Genomic DNA, 4,088 nt, shown 5'->3' with positions numbered 1-4,088 from the left:
GGCTTCGGCCAGCCGCATTTGCCGGATCCAGCTTCGACCTCGCATTCTCCCGGTCCTCCACGCTTTAGTCAAAAGCCCCGGAGGCGCTGCTGCTCTGGTGGGTTCTCGATTGGGCGCTGTTCGGAGTCACGCAATGTCCGTCACCATCGTTGGATATTTTGTGGCTCGCGCGTCCAACCGCGGTTCAAACCTCGACCAATATGCGTCGGCATCTGTGCGCGGCAATCTTTCGATGGGATTTTTTCGCGGCTGGGTTTGGTCAAATTGAGTGACACTCGGAGCCTATGTGCCGACTTAAAAGCGCGATCGGCGAGACGCTCCTTCAGCCGTCTACTGCACGGACGAGGCCCGTAGCAAACCTATCGTTCGCTCGCCCAGCATCGCATGGACGGCAGAGGCGATGATTGAGCCAAGACGCGGTCGGATGCAGCCACTTCGCTGGGCAGAGCCGCTTAACTCTGGTCCACAAACGTTGCGTTTGTGTGGTACAGAACTGCTGTACCATCGTTAAGTGGAATCAAAATCGAACGACCGGGAACCGGGTCATTCGAGGAACAGTTTACATCCCAAATGGTAAAGACGCTCAGCCAGGCTGCATGGAAGAGTGTTATATAAATTAGAGAATTCTAATAGATGCCGTGAATGTGTTTCCTGCCGCCCATGACACCGACGGACTAACATGATTTCTTCTGATCACGAGCTTGATGACGGCTTCAATTCATCCGATCAGGATTTGCAGTCTGTTTCTTCGATTACCGGTGAGTGGACGATTGCGACACAGCGGGGCAGGGCGACCTATTCCCTCATGCCACCCGGGCTGCACACCTTCGAGGCGAGTGAACACGTTGTCTTTGTCGGTCTCGAGGCCGCACCCGTGTGTGCCACACTTGGAGGGGGCAAGGCCGAGCGCTATGACGCGCCGGCAGGAAGCATCATTGTCAAGCCGGCACATCTTGAAGCGCGGCTGCGTCTATCACAGGCGCGGGAGAGCGCCACTATCGTCTACCCGGACGACAGTCTCAAAGAACTGGCCAGGCAGCAATTTGGCCCAGTGGAAACGGAGCTGACGCCTCCGCCCCTGGGCACACGGGACGACAATGCGTTGCGTGTCGCCCAACTGCTCAAGACGGAGCTCACGAAGAAGGAGGGCGCAAACCGCTTCCACGTCGAGCAGCTGATCGCGATCCTGGGCATTCACGTGCTTCACGCATATGCCATACGAACCAGCGGGCCGGAGCAGTTCAAGGGCGGTCTTTCCAGGCAGTCCGCGCAGAAACTGCAGGAGTTCCTGCGAATCAACCTCGCCCGCAAGATATCTGTCGGCGAGCTAGCCGCACTTGCAAAGCTTTCACCGAAGCATTTCACCCAAGCGTTTAGCCGAAGCTTTGGGATGACGCCGCATCGCTACCTTTTGGACCTCCGGCTCGACCACGCCACGCGTCTGTTATCGAACCGAGACATGACCATTGCGGAGGTTGCCTATCTAAGCGGGTTTTCAAGCCAGAGTCATTTGACAGCTGCGATGAGGAAGTTCCGGGGCGCGACCCCGACCCGCTTTCGATCCTCAATCTAGCGTGCGATTTCGGGCATCAGTTAAGGCAATATTAGCGTTACGAAATAATGAGTTGTGATATTCCAGTAACACTCCGGTAGAAGTGTCTAATCAAAACAAAGCGCGTCGGACGTTTTTGTCAAACGTCGTACCTTTTTGAAATACGTCCGGATGTTTCCATGCCCATGTTGGCGCCAGTGTCCTGATTCCTTGGGATGCATTGCATTAAGACTTTCTAATGTAGGGGGATACATGGCTGGGTTGGCCTGCGGCGGGACCATCCATGACCAGAAGGACGGCGGCGACAGTGCCGGCGACCCGAGGCTGAAAGCCGGCCACCTTCATCCTAGGCGCGCATCCTCTCAAGCGCTACCGGGTCCCAAGGGACGGGCGGCGAGGCAAGCAGATAGGCCTATCTTCTCCCAGCTACTGCGCGGTGGCCGGATGACCAAGTGGAAGGGCGAAGCGGCGAGCTACGCCGCTCATATGGCGCAGCCGGCCTCCGCGGCGGCGCGGGCGTTGGCCGCCCCGCTCCTGCCAGCGGTCCTGCTGATGACGCTGGCCACGGGGCCGGCCGCCACCGCCGACAGAAACTGGGATCCCAACGGCACGGCGGCCGGAACTGGCGGCACTGGGACCTGGGACGTGAGCTCCAATCGGTGGAGTCCCAACAGCGACGGCGTCAGTGGTCCTTATACGCCGTGGAGCAACGCCGCTCTCGACAATGCCATCTTCGGCGGCGCCAGCGGAACAATCGCCACAGTGACGCTGGGCGCGCCGATCACCGCGAACAGCCTGACCATCAACACCAACACGACCTATACGGTCACGGGCAGCACGCTGACACTCGCCGGTGCCACCCCGACGATCACCACCAACGGTGTCGCAACCATCAGTTCGATTCTGGCCGGCACTGCGGGACTGACCAAGGCGGGAGCGGGTACCCTGACCCTCACCGGCGCCAATACCTTCGGCGGCGGTATCAATGTGACCGCGGGTAGGTTGAACGTCAGTGGCGATTCGGCGCTCGGCGCCGCCAGCAATGGCATCACCTTGTCGGCGGGCACGATTTTGCAAAGCACTGGCGCGCTCGCCGCTAGCCGCGTTGTTACGCTGCTCTCCGGCACCGCCGCCATTGGAGGAGGTGTCGGCTCTGCGCACATCACCGGCGCCGGCGGCTTTTCCCTGGTCGCACAGACGGTGCTGAGCGATGATACCAATGATTTCACCGGGGCGGTCGCTACCGACAGCTTCAACCTGTACTTCACATCGATCGGCAACCTGGGCGAGGCAAGCGCGCTCGGCGCGGCAACCACGGTGGCCAACGGAACGGTCTTCGTCCGCAATGCCTCCGCCGTCTATACCGGCAGCGGCGATACTTCGAACCGCAGCTGGAACATGGCGCCTAGCACCGGCTCCTCCGCCCTGACAAATCAGGGAACCGGCACGCTGACCGTAACCGGAGACATGACAGCGGGCGGCGGGTTTGCAGCATCTGTCATTCTGAACGCGCAGACGGCGGACCTTGGAGTGCTGGGCGTCATCAGCAGCAACCTTGCAACCCGGCCCTTCATATTCATGGGCGGCGGGACAAACCGCACTATCACATTGGGTGGAGCCAACACCTTTGGTGGTGCCGTCACGATCCAGACCGTTACCGTGAAGGCCAGTTCACTGGCGAACCAGGGGGCCGCCAGCTCGCTGGGTTCAGGCTCAATCATCAACCTCAACACCGGCGTATTGTCCTATACCGGCGCGGGGGCCAGCACCGACCGCATACTGTCGCTCAACGGCGCCAGCGCGATCCTCAATGATGGCACCGGCTCGCTGGCGCTGAGCGGCGCGGCCTCGTTCAATCCAGCCAATCCGGGCGACACCTTCACGCTTGGCGGCAGCTTCGCCGGCGGCAACACCTTTTCGGGCGCGATTTCCGGCAACGGCAATCTGGTCATGAACGGCGCGGCGGGAAACAGCTGGCTGCTCAGCGGCGCCAACACATATGTCGGGTCGACTACCGTCACCAGCGGAACCCTGCGGGCCGGCAGCGCCAACGCGTTCGGCGCGCCCAACGCGGTGGTCGTCAATGGCGGCACGCTGGACCTCAATGGCTTTGATACCACGGCCACGTCGCTCGCCGGCGCGGGCGGCAGCGTGACTCTCAACGGCGCCGATCTGACGATCAACGGCGCCGCCAGCACCAGCTATGCCGGCGTTATCGCCGACGGCGCCACCAGCGGCGGCGGCCTCATCAAGCGCGGCACCGGCACGCTCACGCTGAGCGGGGCAAACACCTATACCGGCGACACCACGGTCAATGGCGGCACCCTGGCGCTGAACTTCGCCGCGCCAGGAGCGCCGACCAGCAACATCATCTCAGGCTCGTCCGGCCTCAACCTGGCCGGCGGCGTGGTCACACTGACCGGCGCAGCGGGCGTGGCAAACAGCCAGACTTTCGACGGTCTGAACGTCAGCGCGGGCAACAACCAGATCGTCGCGACAGCCGGTGTGGGCGGCAGCATGACGCTCAACCTCGGCG

The 4,088-nt window shown here is 61.6% G+C and carries 3 protein-coding genes; all 3 read left to right on the top strand.

Going from position 1 to position 4,088, the window contains the following annotated elements:
- The first annotated feature begins 133 nt into the window (after window positions 1-133).
- A complete protein-coding gene (locus EN964_RS39150) occupies window positions 134-268 on the top strand; it encodes a hypothetical protein (protein WP_256754990.1) in 135 nt (44 codons plus the stop codon).
- A 411-nt stretch (window positions 269-679) separates the two neighbouring features.
- Window positions 680-1,573 (top strand): helix-turn-helix domain-containing protein, encoded by an 894-nt coding sequence (locus tag EN964_RS27290; protein WP_127269045.1) that lies wholly within the window; start codon window positions 680-682, stop codon window positions 1,571-1,573.
- Between the two features lie 423 nt (window positions 1,574-1,996).
- The coding region (locus EN964_RS27285) for an autotransporter-associated beta strand repeat-containing protein (protein WP_206528764.1) at window positions 1,997-4,088 on the top strand (2,092 nt) is incomplete at its 3' end.

Origin of the sequence: Mesorhizobium sp. M7A.F.Ca.CA.001.10.2.1 (genome assembly GCF_003998575.1) — a bacterium.
Classification (GTDB): domain Bacteria; phylum Pseudomonadota; class Alphaproteobacteria; order Rhizobiales; family Rhizobiaceae; genus Mesorhizobium.
Note: the sequence above shows the minus strand (reverse complement) of the source record. Positions and strands in the feature narration are given on the sequence as shown.